Genomic DNA, 2065 nt, shown 5'->3' with positions numbered 1-2065 from the left:
CAGAGCCGCCCCCAGCCCAGCACGCCGGCGTTGGCCACCAGGATGTCGAGCCGGCCGAACTGCTCGGCGCCGTCAGCCACCAGCTGCCGCAGCGCGGCATCGTCGCGGATGTCCACCTCGCGGGCCAGCACCTTGCGGCCCTCGGCTTCCACCGCGCACGCGGTCTCGGTGAGGTCTTCTGGCGTGGCCGGCGGGTAGGCGATACTGCTGGATACCGGAGCGCAGATATCGAGCGCGATGATGTCGGCGCCTTCGCGGGCCAGCCGCACCGCATGCGAGCGCCCCTGGGCACGAGCGGCGCCAGTGACAAACGCCACCCGTCCCTGCAGTGATCCCGCCTGCGTCGCCACCCTGACAGGCTAACAGCGGCCCTGGTTGGCGCCGCCGAGTGTGAATCTGACGACGCGACGCGTAAACCCGTCGTGGGATTCACACTCGCGGCCGATAAGGGGTCAGATTTCAGAGATGATCTGGACCCGTCTGCTGTTGTATTCCTGGTCGGTCAACGCACCGCTGGCGCGGAGCGTCTCGAGCTCCTGCAGCCGCTGCGCGATCGATGGTTGCGGCGGCGAGCCGACCGGTGCCGGTTGGGCAGCCGATGCCTGCTGTTCGGCCGCCCGGCGCACCACCGCGTGGATCTGCTGACGCAGTCCCGGATTCGACCGAATGTCAACCATGCGGTTGAGCGGAACATTGTTGGCCTGCAGGATCGCCAAGATCTCCATCAGCGGGCCGGCTTGCCCGCTCAAGTCGTAGGTTTGGTTGTCTTCGGCCACGGTGAACTGCGCGGGCACCAGCCCATTGACCAAAGCGCTTCGCTCCCAGTCGATTCGGTACTCCTGAGTGGTCGGGTCAACCAGGACGACGAGCTTGCGTGCAGTGAGGTTGCCCAGCCGGGTAACGCTGGCGATGACCCGGTCTTGACTATCAAACGGCACAAACCCGGATCCGGAGATATGCAGATTCACCTTCACCACGGGTTGCTCGTTGATCCGAGTACCCGTCTCGGTGAGCCCGGTGATTTGGGCGAGCGCCAGCACCCCGTGCTGCTCAAGCTCCGCGGTTTTGGCGGCCGACTTGGCCCCGTAGTTGGTCAACGCCAGCGCGATCAGCACGTCAGCGACGGTGATGAGCAGGCCAGCATAGAACATCCACTGCAGCAGGCTGCCCAATCCCAGGGCGAAGTAGACGACCAGAAAGATCGGCCCGACGAGACCGCCGCACAGCAAAACCAATAACTGTGTCTTCAGATAGCGTGCTAACACGTGCCTCTCCTCGCCTCGCAGGGAAGTTCGTGTCAGATTAGCGCCAGCAAGGCTGCCACGAGCCACATACGCGCAAAGCCCGGACTGCCGATTTCGGCAGTCCGGGCTTTGTACTGACTCCGCGGTAAAGAGACTTACTTGATGATCTTGACGACCCGGCCGGCGCCGACCGTGCGGCCACCTTCGCGGATCGCGAAGCGCAGACCCTCGTCCATGGCGACGGGCTGAATCAGCTTCACCGAAATGTTGGTGTTGTCACCGGGCATCACCATCTCGGTGCCCTCCGGCAACGTCACCACACCGGTCACGTCGGTGGTACGGAAGTAGAACTGCGGACGGTAGTTGTTGAAGAACGGCGTGTGCCGGCCACCCTCGTCCTTGGACAGGATGTAGACCTGGCCCTCGAACTCGGTGTGCGGCGTGGTGGTGCCGGGCTTGATCACGACCTGGCCGCGCTCGACGTCCTCGCGCTTGATGCCACGCAGCAGCAGACCGACGTTGTCACCGGCCTGGCCCTGGTCGAGCAGCTTGCGGAACATCTCCACACCCGTGACGGTGGTCTTGGTGGTCGTCGGACGAATACCGACGATCTCGACTTCCTCGTTCACGTTGACCACGCCGCGCTCCACCCGACCGGTGACCACGGTGCCACGACCGGTGATGGTGAAGACGTCCTCGACGGGCATCAGGAACGGCTTCTCCGTGTCGCGGACCGGGTCCATGTTCGTGTGGGCGGGGGCGTCCATGAGGGGCGCGACGGGGTCGGCGGAGGGGGCGGCGGCCTGCGGCGGGGGGGGGGC

Annotated in this window: 3 protein-coding genes; all 3 read right to left on the bottom strand. The window is 65.2% G+C overall.

What is annotated here, in order from left to right; translation table 11 throughout:
* Positions 1-350, bottom strand: a 350-nt coding sequence (locus AC2VOU_RS20510) for an SDR family NAD(P)-dependent oxidoreductase (protein WP_486959019.1), incomplete at its 3' end; no start/stop codon positions are given.
* Between the two features lie 102 nt (positions 351-452).
* On the bottom strand, positions 453-1265 hold the full coding sequence (locus AC2VOU_RS20505; protein WP_486959018.1) for an SHOCT domain-containing protein: 813 nt from the start codon (positions 1263-1265) through the stop codon (positions 453-455).
* Between the two features lie 134 nt (positions 1266-1399).
* A partial coding sequence (locus tag AC2VOU_RS20500; RefSeq protein ID WP_486959017.1) for an EF-Tu C-terminal domain-related protein occupies positions 1400-2065 on the bottom strand: 666 nt, incomplete at its 5' end.

This window comes from Mycobacterium sp. TH-M25 (genome assembly GCF_057473665.1).
Note: the sequence above shows the minus strand (reverse complement) of the source record. Positions and strands in the feature narration are given on the sequence as shown.